The 16,608-nt window shown below is 65.1% G+C and carries 15 protein-coding genes; 7 read left to right on the forward strand and 8 right to left on the reverse strand.

The window, feature by feature from the left end:
• Positions 1-65: 65 nt before the first annotated feature.
• A complete protein-coding gene (locus SOM61_RS07945) occupies positions 66-1,466 on the reverse strand; it encodes an eCIS core domain-containing protein (protein ID WP_320473582.1) in 1,401 nt (466 codons plus the stop codon).
• Between the two features lie 174 nt (positions 1,467-1,640).
• The gene (locus SOM61_RS07950) at positions 1,641-2,669 is read right to left on the reverse strand and encodes a CDP-6-deoxy-delta-3,4-glucoseen reductase (RefSeq protein ID WP_320473583.1); all 1,029 of its coding nucleotides are present in this window, start codon (positions 2,667-2,669) and stop codon (positions 1,641-1,643) included.
• Between the two features lie 181 nt (positions 2,670-2,850).
• On the opposite strand from SOM61_RS07950, the gene SOM61_RS07955 reads away from it, so the two are divergent.
• Positions 2,851-3,756, forward strand: coding sequence for an NAD(P)H-binding protein (locus SOM61_RS07955; protein ID WP_320473584.1), 906 nt, complete (start codon positions 2,851-2,853; stop codon positions 3,754-3,756).
• A gap of 137 nt (positions 3,757-3,893) precedes the next feature.
• Positions 3,894-4,166: a hypothetical protein gene (locus SOM61_RS07960; protein ID WP_320473585.1), complete on the forward strand. Its 273-nt coding sequence runs from the start codon at positions 3,894-3,896 to the stop codon at positions 4,164-4,166.
• A gap of 73 nt (positions 4,167-4,239) precedes the next feature.
• Here the strand turns inward: SOM61_RS07960 and SOM61_RS07965 are convergent, their stop codons facing one another.
• The 4 genes from SOM61_RS07965 to SOM61_RS07980 all read right to left on the reverse strand — a co-directional run bounded on the left by SOM61_RS07965 (position 4,240) and on the right by SOM61_RS07980 (position 11,437).
• Entirely contained in the window at positions 4,240-5,178 is a 939-nt protein-coding gene (locus tag SOM61_RS07965) for a glycine-rich domain-containing protein (RefSeq protein ID WP_320473586.1), read from the reverse strand.
• A 74-nt stretch (positions 5,179-5,252) separates the two neighbouring features.
• Entirely contained in the window at positions 5,253-7,103 is a 1,851-nt protein-coding gene (locus SOM61_RS07970) for a sensor histidine kinase (RefSeq protein WP_320473587.1), read from the reverse strand.
• A 211-nt stretch (positions 7,104-7,314) separates the two neighbouring features.
• Complete coding sequence (locus SOM61_RS07975; protein WP_320473588.1) at positions 7,315-9,519, reverse strand: metallophosphoesterase; 2,205 nt, start codon at positions 9,517-9,519, stop codon at positions 7,315-7,317.
• Between the two features lie 163 nt (positions 9,520-9,682).
• Positions 9,683-11,437 (reverse strand): glutamine--tRNA ligase/YqeY domain fusion protein, encoded by a 1,755-nt coding sequence (locus SOM61_RS07980; RefSeq protein WP_320473589.1) that lies wholly within the window; start codon positions 11,435-11,437, stop codon positions 9,683-9,685.
• 165 nt (positions 11,438-11,602) lie between these two features.
• Between SOM61_RS07980 and SOM61_RS07985 the strand changes: the two genes are divergently transcribed.
• From SOM61_RS07985 to SOM61_RS08005, 5 genes are all read left to right on the forward strand, one after another.
• Complete coding sequence (locus SOM61_RS07985) at positions 11,603-11,896, forward strand: DnaJ domain-containing protein (RefSeq protein ID WP_123071341.1); 294 nt, start codon at positions 11,603-11,605, stop codon at positions 11,894-11,896.
• Positions 11,897-11,979: 83 nt separating this feature from the next.
• Complete coding sequence (locus tag SOM61_RS07990; protein ID WP_123071342.1) at positions 11,980-12,489, forward strand: hypothetical protein; 510 nt, start codon at positions 11,980-11,982, stop codon at positions 12,487-12,489.
• Positions 12,479-13,264 (forward strand): hypothetical protein, encoded by a 786-nt coding sequence (locus SOM61_RS07995; RefSeq protein WP_320473590.1) that lies wholly within the window; start codon positions 12,479-12,481, stop codon positions 13,262-13,264. The genes SOM61_RS07990 and SOM61_RS07995 overlap by 11 nt, the downstream gene beginning before the upstream one ends.
• Before the next feature lie 17 nt (positions 13,265-13,281).
• The gene (locus tag SOM61_RS08000; protein WP_320473591.1) at positions 13,282-14,160 is read left to right on the forward strand and encodes a hypothetical protein; all 879 of its coding nucleotides are present in this window, start codon (positions 13,282-13,284) and stop codon (positions 14,158-14,160) included.
• Positions 14,161-14,162: 2 nt separating this feature from the next.
• On the forward strand, positions 14,163-15,368 hold the full coding sequence (locus tag SOM61_RS08005) for an MFS transporter (RefSeq protein WP_320473592.1): 1,206 nt from the start codon (positions 14,163-14,165) through the stop codon (positions 15,366-15,368).
• Between the two features lie 343 nt (positions 15,369-15,711).
• Here SOM61_RS08005 and SOM61_RS08010 read toward each other — a convergent pair whose 3' ends face one another.
• Together SOM61_RS08010 and SOM61_RS08015 are read right to left on the reverse strand one after the other, a co-directional pair.
• The gene (locus SOM61_RS08010) at positions 15,712-16,185 is read right to left on the reverse strand and encodes a hypothetical protein (RefSeq protein WP_320473593.1); all 474 of its coding nucleotides are present in this window, start codon (positions 16,183-16,185) and stop codon (positions 15,712-15,714) included.
• 83 nt (positions 16,186-16,268) lie between these two features.
• A complete protein-coding gene (locus SOM61_RS08015; protein ID WP_320473594.1) occupies positions 16,269-16,595 on the reverse strand; it encodes a hypothetical protein in 327 nt (108 codons plus the stop codon).
• Between the last annotated feature and the right edge of the window lie 13 nt (positions 16,596-16,608).

The following is a 16,608-nucleotide window of genomic DNA, read 5'->3' on the forward strand; positions in this document are numbered from 1 at the left end:
ATATTCTGCCTGAAGACGGAGTGGCGCGCTTCGGCGTCTTGCGGCGCCGAAACGCACCGCCCGGATCACAGCCGCTTCACCTTCTTTTTGTTCTTCTTCGCTTTCGTCTTCGTCGCTTTCCTCTTGTTGGGGCGTTCCTCTTCCTCGTCGTCGCTGGACAGGTCGTCGTCCAGATTCCTGCCAAGGCGATGATCGTTGTCGCCATTGATCCAGCGGGAAAAGACGTCGCGTTCGTCCGCAGTCCACGACTGCGTATAGGTCGCGTAGCTCGGCAGCGGCGGGACGTACTTACTGCGCAGATCGATCATGTGGTCATACACGTCGCCCCTCTCGAAGCTTCGGTAAGCCTGCCAGGCCCTATTGTGGTTGGCGGTCACCGTGCCCCTGGTGACAGGCGCGATGCGCGGACCCGTGGACAAGGGGTTGCGTCCCGCATGCAGCAGGTCGGCCGCGACCCATCCGGTGTCGATCTGTCCCTTGTTGACCTTGCGCTCCAGCTTGTCGATGACGTGGCTCCCGCCTGCCCCGGCCTCGGCCACGGTAGTCAGGTCGGCCCAGACCTTGGTCGTCCCATCCATCCTGCTGTAGTCGGGATTGGAGTTGCCGCCCAGGTTCGATATCGACCAACCGTTGTTCGCGGCCCAGACATTCAATTTCTCCTCGACGCAGTAGCCCCATCCCCTTGCGTTTGGAGTGCGCATGTAGGAGGCCTGATACCTGGAATGCGGCGTGGCCTTGGCTGCGTTCCTGACGTCGGCTTCGGCGTCCGTCTCGGCGGTCACGATCTGATTGTCGAGCGCGGTGATCAGCGCCAGGCTGGTCCCGGTGGGGATGTACTTCAGGGTGCTGACGGACACCACGCGCTGGGCGACCGCGCCGTTGGCGGCGCTCCCTGGCCGGAGGGCGCGCTGCTTCTGGACCGGCCCCATGCCGGCGATGCGCGCCGCCATCGCATCCGCCTCGGCTTCCAGTCCGGCGTCGTCGTTCAGCGCCACGATGCCCTTGAGCTGGGCGGTCGGCCTGACCCGTCCCTGCGCCTGCTGGACCACATGCCAGGCCTCGTGCGCCAGGTGCCGCTCCTGGCCCGGCGCCAGGTGGATGTCGCTCCCTTGGGCGAAGGCATGCGCCTGCAGCTGGGCGGGCCTGGCCGAGTTGTAATGGACCTTGACGTGGTCCATGCTCATGCCGGATAGGGTCTCGACGCCGGATTTCAGCTGGTCCGGCAGGCCGGTATGATTGGCCTTCGCCGCCCGCGCCGGGCCGGCCCCGGCCAGCGCCGCCTGGCGCTTGAGCTGCATTGCCCTGGGCGAGCTGTCCGCCAGGGCCTGGAAGCCGCGCAGCGCCGATGCGGCGGCGCGCCTGTCCGTGACCGGCGTGCCGGGGATGTCGCGTACGCTCCGTTCGGGGGCGCTGGCCTGGCGGTCGATCCGCGCCGGCGTGTCAGGATTCTCGAAGGTCTTCATCATGTCGCTCGTCGAGCCCACCGAAGCGGGCGGTCACGAAGACGATGGCAGCCGAGTGGATCGGCCGACACCGGGGGCGATTGACAGGATACTGAGAAACGTCCTGTGGCTGTTGGAAATTTTCGATGGGCCACCCAGCCCGATGGGGCGGCGCGAGTGCGCGCCCTCGTCCTGGCGTCAGCCCTGGGCCAGGTCCGCCTCGGTGGTGAACGAATCGGCGAAGAACTCGTCTTCCGGCAGGCCGCACAGGGCGGTATAGTCGCGGCGCGCCGAATCGACCATCACCGGGGCGCCGCAGGCGTACACCTGGTGCCCCGACAAATCGATGATGTCCTGCATGACGGCCGCGTGCACGAAGCCGGTGCGGCCCGTCCAGTCATCCTCTGGCAGCGCGTCCGAGATCACCGGCACGTAGGTGAAGTCGGGCAGCGTGGTTTCCCAGGCGCGGCACAGTTCGTCCATATACAGGTCTTGCGGGCGGCGGCCACCCCAGTACAGGCGCACCGGGCGGGTCGACTTCAGGTGCATCAGGTGCTCGACCAGGGCCTTGACCGGGGCGAAGCCGGTGCCCGAGGCCAGCAGCACGATCGGCTTGTCGGACTCTTCGCGCAGGAAGAAGGTGCCCAGCGGGCCCTCGAAGCGCAGGATGTCGCGTTCCTTCATGGCGCCGAACACGTGGTCGGTGAACAGGCCGCCCGGCAGGTGCCGGATATGCAGCTCGAGCGGGCCTTCGAACGACGGCGCATTGGCGATCGAGTAGGCGCGGCGCTTGCCGTCCTTGAGCAGGAATTCGATGTACTGGCCGGCGCGGTAGGCCAGCAGCTCGTTGGCCGGCAGCTGCAGGTTGACGATCGCAACGTCGGGCGCGGCGCGGCGGATGGCGGCGATCCGGGTCGGCATCTTGCGCAGCGGGTAGTCCGAGCTGCCGCCCACTTCGCGCGCCTCGATCACCAGGTCTCCACTCGGCACGGCGCAGCAGAACAGCGACATGCCGCCGGTCTTTTCGATGTCGGACAGCGCGCGCTGCTGGTGCGGCTTGTGCTCCACCGCGCCATCGAGCACCTTGCCCTTGCACGAACCGCAGGCGCCGTTCTTGCAGCCGTAGGGCAGGCCGATGCCGGCGCGGATGGCCGCGGAAAGGACGGTTTCATCGGCTTCGCAGGTGAACTGGCTGCCGCTGGGCTGGACGGTGATCTGGAAGGTCATGCGATTCGGTGGTTGGCGCGCAAGCTAGCGCAAGTGGTTGATCCAATGGCGGTTTTCCGCAACTCGGCGCTATTTTACACCGGCCCCGGTTTTGCCGGGCGCGGGTGGCCCGGCCCGGCGGCGGCGTCGGCGCGACCGCTGTGCTACAGTGCCGCGGTCCGTCTCCACCGCCCCAGAACCCATGCCCGACCGATCCTCCTTCGCCCGTCCCCGCCTGCTCATCGTCGGCTGCGGCGACGTCGGCATGCGCCTGCTGCCGCTGCTGGCCGCGAAATACCGGGTGTTCGCCCTGACCAGCCAGCCCGAGCGCCGCGCCGAGCTGCGCGCGCTGGGCGCGGTGCCGGTGGTGGCGGACCTGGACCGGCCCGCGACCCTGGCGCGCCTGCGGCGGATCGCGCCGTGGGTGCTGCACCTGGCGCCGCCGCAGCCGGATGGCGAGCATGATCGGCGCACGCGCCACCTGGTGGCGGCGCTGGGAAAGATCGAGCGCATGGTGTATGTAAGCACGAGCGGCGTGTACGGCGATTGCGGCGGCGCGCTGGTCCATGAGCACCGGCGGGTAGCGCCGCGCAATGCCCGTGCGCGGCGGCGCGTGGACGCCGAACGCGTGCTGCGCGCCTGGGCCCTGGCAACCGGCGCGTCGCTGTCCATCCTGCGTGTGCCGGGCATCTATGCCGACGACCGCCTGCCGCTGCGCCGGCTGGAGCAGGGCACGCCGGCGCTGCGTGCCGAGGACGACGTCTACACCAGCCACGTGCACGCCGACGACCTGGCGCGCATCGTGCTGGCGGCGCTGTTGCACGGACGGCCCGGCCGCGTGGTGCACGCGGTCGACCGCACGCGCATGAAGATGGCCGATTATTTCGATGCCGTGGCCGACGCCTTCGGCATGAACCGCCCGCCGCGCCTGGCGCGCGCCGACCTGCAGGCCGTGGTGTCGCCGATGCTGCTGTCGTTCATGTCGGAATCGCGGCAACTGGACGACACGCGCCTGAGACGCGAACTGCGGGTGCGCCTGCGCCATCCCGACGTCGCCACGACGCTGGCGCGTCTGGCATCCGGGCTATCAGTTAATGAGATAGATTAGTAAACATTATTTATCGACTATCTGTATAATTTCGCGTCCTGCGAAAATAGCCGTATAAATGCCGATGGTTTGCCTCTTTCTGCTAATTTTTCGCGGCGTCGCGTCTTAAACAGCAATAATAATTAATTGAAAGAGTCATGCCGATCCGCCGCCTTCCGCCTGGCGCCGAGTACGACCCCAACCGGGTCCTCGACGCCATCATCTCCCGCCTGCGCCTGAAGAATGACGCAGCCCTGTCGCAGCTGCTCGAAGTGGCGCCGCCCGTGATCAGCAAGATCCGCCACAACACCTTGCCGATCGGCGCCACGCTGCTGATCCGGATGCATGAGGAGAGCGATTTCAGCATCAGCGAATTGCGGGCGCTGATGATCAGGAAGGGGAGCGAGGCGATGAGGTCTGGCGCCATATAAAGCGACAGCCGGCATGGCGGCCACGACCGCGATGCCGGCTGCGAGGGCCGGACCTTGACGTTAATTCAGACGGTCAGGCGGCTTGCGCGGCCTTGCTCGGGGCTGCGCACCAGGCGGTGTCACCAGCCTTGGCGGCTTGCTTGCCTGGCGCTGCGCACCATGCGGTGTCACCGGCCTGGGCGGCTTGCTTGCCCGGGGCTGCGCACCACGCGGTGTCAGCGGTTTGGGCGGCTTGCTTGCCCGGCGCCGCGCACCATGCGGTGTCAGCAGCTTGGGCGGCTTGCTTGCCCGGAGCTGCGCACCATGCGGCGTCAGCGGCTTGGGCGGCTTGCTTGCCCGGCGCTGCGCACCATGCGGTGTCGCTGGCTTGTGCGGCTTGTTTGCCCGAAATTGCGCACCAGGCGGTGTCACCGGCCTGGGTGGCTTGCTTGCCCGAAATTGCGCACCAGGCTGCGTCGCCCTTGATGACCACGCCAAATTCGGCTTCGTAGATTGCACGCATGCGCTCGCCCGCGCGTTCGCGTTCGCCTTCGTTGGCGCCGGCGCCAATGCCGACGTAGGGGTAGTGATGGAGGAAGAAGCCGAAGGTCGCTTCGCAGTCGCGTGCGTACTTCATCGTGTCGAGGATGTGGTAGTGCCAGAACGTGTCGACATCGACCGTCGGCGAGGCGCCGTCGTCCGGGTACTTTTTCATCAGGAACAAGAAGCGCCGGTACTCGGCCTCGACCGCGTTGGCACGGCGTTCGGACCAGCCTTCGCCCGATTCCGCATGCATCAGTTTCATTTTGATGGGTGTCAGGTCAAGAGCTTCGAACACTGAGAATTCGGTATTGGTCGACATCGTTATCACCTCGTTAGATTGTAATGGCGCTGCGTTATCCCTGTAAGGCATGGCAGTCGTGCGATTGAAGCGGGTGGTAATGGCTTGCGTCATGGCCTCCTGGTCGAATCTACTTCCGCCAAGTTCGTCTTGACCCTTGACGGTGATAAAAATTTTCATGCGGATAGTCATTGCATCTGTTGAGCTTGATCAAACTCATGCCGTAAATAACGATATTTTTTGAAACACTGCGTCATCGCAGGTCGTCATGCGGCCACCGCCACCGTCGACAGCGGCCCCCCATACATCACATCGTCGTCGCCGAACATGGGCGTGACCGGGATCGACACCACCACCGTGGTGCCGACGTCCAGGCCGCTGCTGATCGAGAACGAGCCGCCGAGGATGCCTACCCGCTCCTCGATCCCGACCAGGCCGAACGAGCCGTGGCGGTTGCGGCTTCCCGGCTGCATGCCGACGCCGTTGTCGCGGATCGTCATGGTCAGCATGTCGGCCTGCTGCTGCAAGGCGATCCTGACCCTGGTCGCGCGTGCATGGCGCGCCACGTTGTTGAGCGACTCCTGCAGGATGCGGAAGAAGGCAGTGGCGCTGTGGTCGTCGATGCGGTGCTCGCCGTCGTCGTCGACCAGCTCGCACTCGATGCCGGTGCGGCGCGCGAAATCGGCCACCTGCCAGTCGACCGCCGCCGACAGGCCCAGGTCCAGCACGTTGGGGCGCAGGTCGTTGATGATCTGGCGCACGCTGCGGATGGTGACGTCGATCTGGCGCACGGTGGCGTCGGCGCGCGCGTGCAGGCGCCGGTGGCCGCCGCGGGTGCGGTTGGCCAGGAGCTCGGCCTCGATCTTCAGCGCCAGCAGGTTCTGCGCCAGGTCGTCGTGGATTTCGCGCGCGATGCGCTTGCGTTCGCCTTCCTTGATCTGCTCTGCGTGCGCCGCCAGCAGGCGCAGCTTTTCGTGGCTGGCCTGCAGCTTGGCCTGGCTGGCGCGCAGTTCGCGCGTCATTTCCTCGGCCATGCGCAGGGCGTTGCGGCGCGACGAGGCCAGGATCTGGAACAGGGCGTAGAGCAGGGCGGTGCTGATGCCGGCGGCGAAGGCGGCCAGCCAGGGGTAGTACATGTCGAAGCGCGTGTACAGCACCGACTTCGGGATGCTGAAGTCGGCGCGCCAGATGCGCTGGTTGAATTCGATCGGCAGGCTGGTCGCGAACACGCTGCTGTCGTCCAGCGGCGGCGGCGGGTTGGGGCGCTCGGGGCTGGCCAGGCTGTCGTACAGCGTGGCGCGTGGCAGCGTCTCGCCGGGCTCGGGCGTCACCGCTGTCAGCTCGGTCAGGATCAGGCGCGCGCCCCGGATCGGGAACTCGTCGAGCACCCCGCCCACCAGGCGCGCCACGCCGAAACCGATGCCGACCGAACCGATATAGGCCAGGCGGCGCCCCTCCACCGAGTCGGTGGGCATGTCGCTGCGGTACACCGGCAGGCGCAGCGCCAGGCCGTTCTGGTTGGGACCCGAAAACAGCTCGATGCGGGTGCCCGAGGCGCTCGGCAAGCCGGAATCGCGTGCGCTGGCCAGCGCGCGCCGGGTCGTGCCGCGTGCTTCCAGGTCCATGCCCAGCTTGGTGAGCGAGAGCGGGAGCAGGGGCTCGATATAGACCAGCACCGTATAGGTATTGCGGTCGGGATGAGCCACCAGCGGCTCGTAGTGGTGCACGCCGCGCCGCGCCAGGCGTCCGCGCAGCTCCTCGTTCAGCGCCGGCAGGCCTGGCGTGTGGATGGTGCGCGCGTAATTGATGACTTCAATGCCCGGGAAGTTGCGCTTGGTGTCCAGCTGCTGCACGTACTGGCGGAACTGGTCGGCCGTGGTGTGGGGCGCGGCGCGAAACAGGCCGGCGGCGCCGCGCAACACATCGCTATAACCCTTGATGCGGGCGTCGATCGCATACTGGGAGGCGCGCGCCATGCTGCGAAAACGCGCGTGGGCATCGCTCTCGATCGCCTCGGAGGTGGCGAACCAGGCGCCGGCGCCGAATGCCAGCGACAGCAGCAACCCGGTCACAAGGGTGGCCGGCGCGAACATTCCGGGAGGGCGATCTGGAGGCATGCGGTGGTCTCGAAAATACAGGGCGGCGCGTGAGCGTGCTAGACGTCAATACGGTAAGTTATTACGCTAAGCAATGTATGACGAGACAGGAGCTATCAGGTTTACTAGGTTTTACAAAAACACGACGTCTAGAGGTGAGGCGATAGGCGAAGAAAAGGCGCCGCGACCATGGGCCGCGGCGCCTTCGGGCTGGTCAGTGACCAGCGGGCGATCAGTTGAAGCTCAGGCCATTATTGCTGGCGTTGCTGACCTTCTTGCCTTGCAGGTCGACCGTGAAATGGTCGCTCGGCTTGGCCGAGCCCAGGCCCTTGAGGATGGCGAACACCTGCTTGAACTGGTTCTGGAACGGCACGTGCACCGGGTTCTGGTCGGATGGCTTGTCGCCCACTTTGACGATGGCTGCCGGGGTGGCGGGGAAGGCCGCCATCAAGAGCTTGTACTGGTTCACGCGCTGCTGGCCCATGTCGCGCAGGGCCAGTTCGCCCGCATACACGGTGCGGTGGAAGTCGCCATAGAAATCGTAGGCCGAGATGCCGGCGAAGTCGTCCAGGCGCAGGCCGGCGGCGCTGGCCAGCTTGTCGGCGCGCGCGGTGGCGTCAGCCCAGTCGGCGGCAAGGGTCGAGGCGGCGACCGTGGCGCCGGCTGCGGTACCCGGTGCGGCGCAGGCAGCCGTCAATGGAACGACGCCGGGCGCGTCCTTCAGCTGGGCCAGCGTCACCTTCGTCTGCAGCTGCGCCAGGATCAGCATCTGTTTGCCGTTCAGGGCCATCGCCGCTTCCTTCATCTCGCATGGCCAGTATTCGTCCATGAAGCGCAGGCGCGACAGTTCACCGAAGTACTGATGGGTGTATTCGCCGTAGGAACGGGTCTCGAGGATGTCGCGGTCCCAGCGCTTGGCGGCGTCGGCGGGCGTCGAGCTGCCCTTCAGGTAGTCGTTCTCGACCACGTAGTGCGGGAACAGCTCGGCAAAGCGCGGTACCGTGTTCAGGGGCATGGTCTGGACGTCGATCGTGTCCTGGTTCTTGTAGGTGACGATCTTGTAGGCAGCGCCATACACCGCCAGCGACGGCGACTGGACGTTGACCAGGTAGTTGCCGCCGGCATCCTGGTGGTCGTTGGTGCCGTTGAAGTGCATGTGGCCGCCGACGTGCAGGCGCAGGCCGGTCGCGGCCACGGCGTTGGCGACGGTCTGGTCAGGCACGCGCGCGGTCTGGAAGGCGCCCGACTTGAACACGGCCTTCATGGCCGCGGTCTGGTTGGCGTAGAAGTCCATGGTCGGGTAGTGCGAGAAGGCCATCAGCTGCTTGCCTTCCGCCTTGGCGCGGGCGGCGACCGACTTGATGTAGTCCATCAGGAACATCTTGTGGGTGATCACCTTGTTCCAGCCGGCGTTGCCGGCGCCATCGTAGCCCTTGAAGTCGTGCGGCTTGGCCGGATCGAACTTCGCGTTCGGGACGAAGACGTTGGCGTCGATCGAGAGCAGCCACAGGCCCTTGACCGGCTCCACCAGGTAGGTGCTGTCGATCATCTCGGTGCACTTGGTGAAGGCCTTGCCCAATTTGGCTTCGCCGGCCGCCTTGTAGGCGCCGCCCGAACCCTCGAGGCAGATCTCGAACTGGCGGTTCTTCACCGCGGCCTGGGCCAGCGCTTCGTCATACGTGTATTTTCCGCCGCTGTACTTGCTGAACGGGGTTTCCCACAGCAGGTCGGCCTTGTTCGGCATGAAGCCGAATTCCGCCATCTTGGTCATCAGGCGTTCCGTGCCTTGTTCCATGATCTGGTCGGTGCAGATCACGGTCGGGTCCTTGGCGACGCAGGCTGGATTGCCGGTGGCGAAGATCTTCTGTTCCTTGCCTTCCTTGGTCAGGAAGTCGTTCTTGCCGGCTTCGTTGTCGTCGTAGGGCTCGACCGGATCGTGGTTGCCCGGCGCCAGGAAGAAGCGCATGCCCTTGGCCTGGTAGGTCTTCATGATCTCGGCGATGCCGTCGACGTTCATCGGCTGGGCGTCGTCGGTATAGTCGCCCGGCAGCGCCACGACGCGGATGCCCTTGGCGTAGGCGTCGTCCAGCGCGGCGAAGAAGGCGAAGTAATTCTCGTTGAACAGGCGGGTCGAGGTCAGCTGCGCGTACATCGTGCGGATGGTCGCGTTCTTGCCATCCTTGGTCGGGATGCCGGCGAACTGGCTGTTCTTGAAGTCGCCGTAGACGTTCTGGAAGTGCACGTCGCTCATGAAGGCGACCGGCGTCGGCACCGGAGGGGGTGGTGTCGGGTCCGGCGTCTGCACTGGCGGAGGCGTGGTCACCGGCGGTGCAGCGGGATCGCTGGGACTGCAACCGGCCAGCAGGGCCAGGATCAGTGCGGTGGCGCAGGAAGCTGCGCTGGTCAAACGTAAGCGGGTCGAGGGTAAGGAGGTCATGCAGGCTCCGATCAGAAAGATGGCCGGCATCATGACATTCTTGCATGACCGCTTTGTTACAAGGAGGCGTCGCTGGCGTCACCTTTGTTTTGCTCGACCTCAGCACGAAGTAAAAATCCCGCCGCGGCAATGCCGGGGCGGGATCGTTCGGAGCCGAGAGCGCTTACTTGCCCCAGCTATCCCTCAAGGTGGTCACGCGATTGAACACCGGCTTGCCGGGTTGCGAATCGACGCGATCGGCCACGAAATAACCATGGCGCTCGAACTGGAAGCGCTGGTCGGCCACGGCATCCTTCAGCCCCGGTTCCAGGTAGGCGGTAATGGTCTCGAGGGCGTTCGGATTGAGCACCGACTTGAAGTCCTTGCCGCCCGCATCCGGTTGCGGATCGAGGAACAGGCGGTCGTACAGGCGCACTTCGGCTTCCAGCGCGCTCGCCGCGCTGACCCAGGTGATATTGCCCTTGACCTTGTAGTTATCGGCGCCCGGCGTGCCCGACTTCGAATCCTCGAAGTATTTCACGTGCACGGCGATCACCTTGCCGTCGGCATCCTTGTCGAAACCGGTGCACTCGACTACATAGCCGTACTTCAGGCGCACGCGGCTGCCCGGCTGGTCGCCCACTGGCGGGGTGAAGCGGAAATAACCCTTGGTCGGGGTTTCCATGAAGTCTTCCTGCTCGATCCACAGCTCGCGCGTGAACGGGAAGGTGCGCTTGCCCATTTCCGGATGGTGCGGGTGGACCGGCGACGAGCATTCCACCGACTCGCCTTCCGGGAAGTTATCCACGATCAGTTTCAAAGGACGGAGCACGGCGATGCCGCGCGGCGCCTTCGGATCCAGGTCGTCGCGCAGCGCGCCTTCCAGCGTGCCCATGTCGATCCAGCCGTCGGCCTTCGAGACGCCGATGCGCTCGCAGAACAGCTGGATCGATTCCGGCGTGTAGCCGCGGCGGCGCAGGCCGACGATGGTCGGCATGCGCGGGTCGTCCCAGCCGGTCACGGTGCCGTCGTCGACCAGCGCGCGCAGCTTGCGCTTGGAGGTGACAACGTAGGTCAGGTTCAGCCGCGCGAATTCGTACTGGCGCGGCACCGGCTTGTTGAAGAAGCCGCCCTCGGCCAGGGTCGCGACCAGCCAGTCGTAGAACGGACGGTGGTCCTGGAATTCCAGGGTGCACAGCGAGTGGGTGATGTTCTCGATCGCATCCGAGATCGGGTGCGTGTAGTCGTACATCGGGTAGATGCACCAGGCGTCGCCCGTGCGGTGGTGGTGCGCATGGCGGATGCGGTACAGGGCCGGGTCGCGGTTGGTCATGACCGGGGACGCCATCGCATCCTCGCTCATCTTGGCGCGCAGGATGTGCTCGCCGTCCTTGTACTTGCCGGCACGCATGTCACGGAACAGCTGCAGCGATTCCGCGGCCGGGCGGTCGCGGAACGGCGAGTTGGTGCCCGGGGTGCCGAAGTTGCCGCGGTTCTTTGCCATGTCTTCGGCGCTCTGGCTGTCGACGTAGGCATACCCCTTCTCGATCAGGTACTCGGCCATCTTGTACAGCTGCTCGAAATAGTCGCTGGCAAAGTACAGGTGTTGCTGGCCTTCGCGCTCCCACGAGAAGCCGAGCCACTTGACGCTATCCATGATGGTGTCGACGTATTCCTGGTCTTCCTTTTCCGGATTGGTGTCGTCGAAGCGCAGGTGGCACAGGCCGGCGTAGTCGCGCGCCAGGCCGAAGTTCACGCAGATCGACTTCGCGTGGCCGATGTGCAGGTAGCCATTCGGTTCCGGCGGGAAGCGGGTAATGACCGGCGGCAGGCCGTCGCGCTGGTGGGTGCCTGCGGCCAGGTCGGATTCGACGATCGCACGGATGAAATTCGACGACGGTGCATTGCCCGACGCCGGGGTATTCTTGTCGTTGCTCATGAAATAGTTCTGGAAGGGTAAGTTGGGGGGCATTTTACCGTACCCGGAGGCGGCTGAGGTTGCCCACGTCGCGAGCCGGACATCGGCCCTCGCGCCACGTCCGGCGTTTTCTATAGGATAATCTCTATTTACGCATTCTTAAGATAGTTGCCGGGAGAGTTTCTGTTGGAAAATTTATATGCGATCCTCGGCGTCGCGCCGAATGCCACCGACGACGAGATCAAGAAGGTCTACCGTTCGCTGGCCATGCGCTACCACCCGGACCGCAACCAGGCGCCAGGCGCGGAAGCGCGTTTCAAGGCCGTCACCAAGGCCTACGAGATCCTCTCGGACCGTGCCAAGCGCGAGGAATACAACCAGAGCGTGAACCACCGCATCGTGCTCGATGCCGAGGCCGAGGCTTTCGAACTGTGGCGCTCGCTGTTCGCGCTCAACGGCGTGAACCTGCCGGCGAACTGACCCGGCGCCCCACGGCGCCATACGCACACATGGCAAGCACCGGACGCGGCCCACACCGCCGCGTCCCATCAACAGGATAGAACATGAAGAACGTACATCCCGAATTCTCCTTCCAGTCGCGTGAACTGGAAGGCCAGATCGAGGGCACCCTGGGCGACCCGCCCAACCGCAAGAACTACGACATGATGGTCGGCGCGCTGGTGTCCGAATACGCCGACGGCGGCGGCATCGACGACGTCAATATGATGGCGTTCGCCCTGGTCGACAAGATCCGCTTCCTGGATCCGAAGGGCCTGATGCGCGAAGCGGCCGACTACGCCGACGGCGACCCGGCGCGCGTGTTCGCGATGGCCGAGTGCAATGGCGACGACGGGAAGGCCATGTACGAGGGCATGACCGCCAACTACCCTGAACTGGCGCGCCAGGCCATCATCACCGCCTTCCTGTTCAAGAACCAGAACCGCTGGGATGACGAGGACCAGTCGCTCGAGCAGCTCGGCCGCAACGACGACGGCGACGATGTCGACGACAACGGCGACGCCACCGACGACTTCACCGGCCTGTTCGACGAAGGAGACCGCGATGAGCGATGAGAGCAGCAAAGCCAATCTGCCGGCCCTGGTCAGCCAGGTCGGTGAGCTGGTGCTGGCCGGTTCGCTGGAGCACGCCGAAGAGGTGTTCTCCAAGGCCGCCGACGAGCATGGCGACTATGCCGTGGCCCAGGTCCTGACCGAGTTGCCGCCGCAAGTGACCGCGCTGCACCTGTCGGGCTTCGATGGCGGCAAGACTTCGCTGGCCACCATGCTGGTGCCGCCCAAGGCCTGGGCCGACAGCCTGGCCTTTATTGCCGCCACCTGGCCCGACAACCTGATCGAGGACGATCCCGAGCGCATCGCCGAGAACCTGTTCAACCACGTGCACGGCGTGGTCTACGCCCAGGACGACGAAGAGCGCCGCAACGAGCTGCTCGAAGCCGCCTCCGCCACCGACCATGGCGCGACCGTGTTCGCGATCCTGTGGTCGCTGGCGCCGAAGGAGATCCTGGAAGTGGCGGGCGAGATCCTGTCGAAAGGCCGCTACGTCAGCGGCCAGACCAGCGCCGACAGCGACATCGTGCCGCTGGCGGTCGACCTGGCCAAGGCCACCGAAGACGGTTGGGAGCGCTCGCTGCTCGAGCTGTTCCCGGAATTCCGCCACAGCGCCGAGATGGCCGAGATCGAGCTGCCCGACGATCCGGACGAAGAGTCCGAATTCATGCAGCGCTCGACCCGCGACCTTCTGCTGCGCCTGCGCAAGCAGGTGCCGTCGGTGCGCAGCATGCCGCGCCGCAGTCCGCGCCGCAGCATGGGCTCGGACATCTTCTCGTGAGCGGAGGCGCTGCAAACATGCTGCCGGCCATCGTCATTGAACAACCGCCGCGCCTGATCCGCGCGATCAGGCTGCTGCCGGGCGAAGCCACGCCGGAAGAAGCGGCGATCCTGGCCGACGAGCTGTCCGGGATCACTGCCATGGTGGCCGAGAAATTCACCAACGACCGCACCGCCGAAGGGATAGCGCGCGCGCTGCTGCTGACGGTGGGGGGCGTGTCCCTGGGCCTGGAGCACCTGATCGAGAGTGTGGACGAGGGCGACCTGGACGCGCTCGACATCCTGGTGGGGGAGGGCGCCGAGCACGCCTTCCAGGCGGGTTTCCGCATGATCCGCGAGCTGGCCGCGCTGCCCGAGGACAGCCTGGTGAGCGAGTACGACAACGATCCGGTGTATTCCCAGCGGCGCCTGAAGGAGCTGTTCGTCGACATCTGCACCGCCGATCCGGGCGAATCGTGGTCGGGCTACGAGCGCTTCCTGGGCCAGGTCCAGCAGCGCCAGCAGGTCCAGGCGACCGTCAAGGCCGCCGAGTGGCTGCGCAAGAACCACTACGAGGGCCCGGTCAAGGATCCGGACCTGAACTCGGAGGGCGTGATCGCGCTGGCCATCATCTTCGCGGCCGAGGGCGGCGCGCGCATCACGGCGCGCACCGGCCAGAGCGAGTTCGAGCGCTTCGTGAAGGCGCTGCGCAAGCACCAGCCGGACTTCGAGCAAGGCTGGGCCGAGTTCCTGGCGCGCATCCCGCCGGCCCTGCAGCCGGTGATCGCCGAACGCATCGACATCTATCGCAAGCATTGCACGGTGCTGGAACAGATCGGCACGAAGGCCACGATCGCCCAGCTGATGACCGAGCTGGAGAACTACGCCGGTTCCGAAGTGGACCCGGAATATCCCTGAGCATGAGTAGCCCGGGCGCACGCATCGCGGCCGGCAGTCCGGCCTTCCGGCGCATCAACCGCGCGATGGCGTTCGGGGGCTTTTCCATCTTCGCCCTGCTGTATTGCGTCCAGCCGCTGATGCCGCTGCTGGGCCACGACTTCATGCTGTCGCCGGCCCAGAGCAGCCTGGTGCTGTCGGTGTCCACCGCCACCCTGGCGCTGGCGTTGCTGGGTTCTTCCAGCGTGGCCGAGCGCTTCGGCCGCAAACCGGTCATGGTGGCCTCGATGATCAGCGGCGCCGTGCTGACCCTGGCCTGCGCGTTCGCCGCCAACTACACGCAACTGGTGGCCGTGCGCGGCCTGATGGGCCTCATGCTGGGCGGCTTGCCGGCCGTGGCCATGGCCTACCTGAGCGACGAGATCGAACCGACCTCGCTCGGCCTGTCGATGGGCATGTACATCAGCGGCAGCGCCTTCGGCGGCATGAGCGGGCGGGTGATCTCGGCCTTCGTCAGCGATTTCGCGTCCTGGCGCGTGGCGGTCGGGCTGCTCGGCGCGGCCGGGCTGTACGCGGCCTGGGAATTCTCGCGCAGCCTGCCGCCGTCGCGCCATGGCGGCGCTTTGCCGGCGCGCGGGCCCGGCTTCATCGATGGCCTGCGCATCCATTTGCGCGACCCGGGCCTCCCCTGGCTGTTCGCGCTGCCGTTCCTGCTGATGGGGGCGTTCGTCAGTCTGTACAACTACATCGGCTACCGCCTGCTGGCGCCGCCGTTCGGGCTGCGCCAGAGCGCGGTGGGGCTGCTGTCGCTGCTCTACCTGCTGGGCATCTTCAGCTCGATGTGGGCCGGCAAGCTGGCCGACCGCCTGGGCCGGCGCAACGTGCTGTGGCTGGTGATGGGGGTGATGATCGCCGGCCTGCTGGTGACCCTCGTCGACTCGGTCGTCGCCGTGGTGCTGGGCGTGGGCCTGGCAACGTTCGGCTTCTTCGCCGCCCATTCGGTAGCCAGCAGCTGGGTCGGACGGCGCGCCCAGCCGCCGCAGGCGCTGGCCTCGGGCATCTACCTGTTCTTTTACTATCTCGGCTCGAGCGTGGTGGGGTGGTTCACCGGCTATGTATACGAGCACTGGGCCTGGCCCGGAGTGGTGGCGCTGCTGGGTGCGATCCTCGGCATCGGCCTGCTGATCGCGCTGCGCCTGCGCACCTTGGCGCCGGTGCCGGTGCGCTGAGCGGCGCCGCTCAACCCGGAAACCGGCCGTTGCGCGGCAGCGGCAGGATCGCCTCGGATACCTGCTGTTCCGGCGTCAGCAGGCTGCACGCATCCGGACTTCGCAGGACGCGCTCGATCACGGACGAGGGTACGCTCTGTGGACCAACCATAAAGGTGCCACAAGCCCCCCTATGAGGCGGGCCGATTCTGGCATGTTGTTCTTGCAAATAATGGTTGCCACAATAACCTGGCGAACGGTCTTGCATCGTTCGCTTGCAACAATAAAGTTTGCCACAGCCTGGACAGCGCGTTGGGTGCGCGAGAGTCCGCTACCGACCCATACCGGACATTGAACACCTGAGTTAGGCACCGCCTTCGGAAAGCAACACTGAGCCGCAAGTCCCGAAATCGTGAACTGCTAGCGTGACCGGCACTGGGTACCGCCACCCGCCAGCCTTCCACCAACATTCAGACAGCCAGCGTGACAAGATAGGCACAGCCAACTCAAGTCCAGGAAACTGGTCCGGATTGAGGAAATATTGCTCGTCGAGCTCAGCAAGGATTTCAAGGCCGAGTTCCAAATACATTGATCTGCCGGCAAATAGACTCAGGTCCGCGTGATCGACCTTATTATTTTTACCACGCCAATACATCCAAACGTCTGGTGATCCGCCGTCCTCTCCAGGGAAAATTTCGACGTGCGCCTCATCGACGTCTGGTGATACCGGTATAGATAAAAGCGTACTGATATGGGCGATAGCACGCTTGGAAAGACCGTCAAGCTTGCGCCGATACATCGTTTGAAATTGTGCTTGAGTCAAGCCATACGGAACCATGTGCCGTGCCTGAAAATTTAGTTTATCGGTCGGTCAGCAACGACCGCTTGTGGCCGACAGCGGAAATTCATCGCAAGGGGAAGTCAAGGCTGGCGGCAGTTCTGGTCAACCGACAGATGCGGCGCTGGCTCATATTTCACGCCCTGCAAACCATCGGCACCTTGGAACAGGAAGTACTTGGCGCGACAATCCTTGAACATTGTCGAGTAACCCTCCGCCCGGAAGCCTTGGCCATCAACCTTTTTGGTCACGGTATTGTCGCGGCTGACCACGGCGAGCACTTTTTCATAGCTGTCCCCCATGCGTACCCCTGGCTCGCCCGTCATGGCGGCCGAGGAGGCGCAGCCGCCCAGCGCTGCTGCCGCCAACACCAATACCGTGCCGTATAGTCCATTGCGTAGGTCGTTCATTCCCTGTTTTCCT

Origin of the sequence: Massilia sp. CFBP9012 (genome assembly GCF_034045115.1) — a bacterium.
Lineage (GTDB): Bacteria > Pseudomonadota > Gammaproteobacteria > Burkholderiales > Burkholderiaceae_D > Telluria.